The sequence below is a fragment of the Streptomyces sp. NPDC048349 genome (assembly GCF_040651925.1).
Taxonomy (GTDB): Bacteria; Actinomycetota; Actinomycetes; order Streptomycetales; family Streptomycetaceae; genus Streptomyces.
The window spans coordinates 1-1,595 of sequence record NZ_JBEZLA010000147.1; the positions used below are offsets into that span (position 1 = coordinate 1).

Annotated in this window: 1 protein-coding gene; it reads left to right on the forward strand. The window is 75.1% G+C overall.

Annotated features, from left to right (window positions below; genetic code table 11):
• The coding region (locus AB0D44_RS34340; RefSeq protein ID WP_362598827.1) for a GAF domain-containing protein at nucleotides 1-1,421 on the forward strand (1,421 nt) is incomplete at its 5' end.
• Nucleotides 1,422-1,595: the final 174 nt, after the last annotated feature.

Below are 1,595 nucleotides of genomic sequence, written 5' to 3' on the forward strand. Positions count from 1 at the left end.
CGTCGGCAAGGAGGCGGGTCATCGACCCCGAGCGCTCCCGGCTGACCGAACTGTTCACCACGGGGATGACCGACGAGGAGCGGGCCGCGATCCCCCGCCTGCCGGACGGGCGCTCCGGCCTGCTCGGAGTCCTGATCAGGGACCCGCGCCCGCTCCTGCTGGACGACCTCGCCCACGACCCCCGGGCGGCCGGATTCCCGCCGGGCCACCCGCCCATGCGCAGCTTCCTGGGCGTGCCGATCCGGGTGCACACGGAGGTCTTCGGCAACCTCTACCTCACCGAGAAGCACGGCGGCGGGCCCTTCACGGAGACCGACCTGTCCCTGCTGCGCGTCCTGGCCTCGCAGGCGGGCATAGCGATCGGCAACGCCCGGCTCTACGAGACCGCCCGCCGCCGGGAGCGCTGGATCGAGGGCGCCGCCGCCGTGACCACGACCCTGCTGACCGGGCGCCCGGCGGCAGACGCGCTGATGTGCGTGGCCGAACGGGCCCGGCTGCTGGCGGACGCGGCGGCCGGGGTGATCCTCCAGCCGACCCCGGAGGGCGGCATGGAGATCGTGGCCGCCTCCACCCACGGGGATCCCGGGGACCTGGTGGGGACGGCGATCGCCCCCGGTTCGCCCGTGCTGGAGCAGTTGCTGGGCGGCGAGCCGGTCTTCATAGAGGACTCGGCCACCGACCCCCGGATGACCACGCACGTGCGGGAGCGGTTCGGGCCCAGCATGATGCTGCCGCTCCAGAGCGGCGGCCAGCTGATCGGCACCCTGGCCCTGCCGCGGGCCCGGGGCGGCCGCCCCTACGACGCGGTGGACCGGCTGCTGGCCTCGCAGTTCGCCTCCCAGGCGGCGCTGGCCCTGGTCCTGGCGGACGCGCAGCACGACCGGGAGCAGCTCGCGGTGTACGAGGACCGCGACCGGATCGCCCGGGACCTGCACGACCTGGTGGTACAGCGGCTGTTCGCGACGGAGATGATGCTGGAGAGCACCCGGCGCCGCTCCTCGAACGCCCCTTCCGGCGATCTGGTGGGTGACGAGCTCGGCCTCGCCGTCGACGAACTGGACTCCACCATCCAGGAGGTCCGCACGGCCATCTTCGCCCTCCAGCAGCCGCCGACCGACGCCCCGACGACCTTCCGCGGCCGGGTCCTGCGCGAGACGGGCGGCGCGGCGGTGCTCATCGGCTTCCAGCCGTCGGTGAAGTTCGCGGGAGCGGTGGACGCGCTGCTCCCCGAACCGGTGGCGGACGAGCTGCTGTCCGCGCTGCGCGGGGCCCTGGCCGCGGCGCACCGGCGCGCCGACGTCACCTCCATCGACGTGGAGGTGGACGCCGGCCCCACCGGGGTCCGCCTGACGGTGGCGGACGACGGCCGCACGGAGTCGGGGGCGCGCGGGACGACGATGACGTGGTCGTCGGCGCTGTAGCCCTCCCGGGCGGGGTGGCGGGCCCCGACGCGGCGGACCGGTTCGCGCTGCGCCGGCACCGTGTGAGCCGGGGCCCGGAGCGGGGCTAGGGGGTGTCTGACGGAGGTCCGTGGTGAAGGAGCGGTGTCCGGTGCGTGCTCTCGGCGTGCCGGCCGGATGCCCCCGTACTGGACG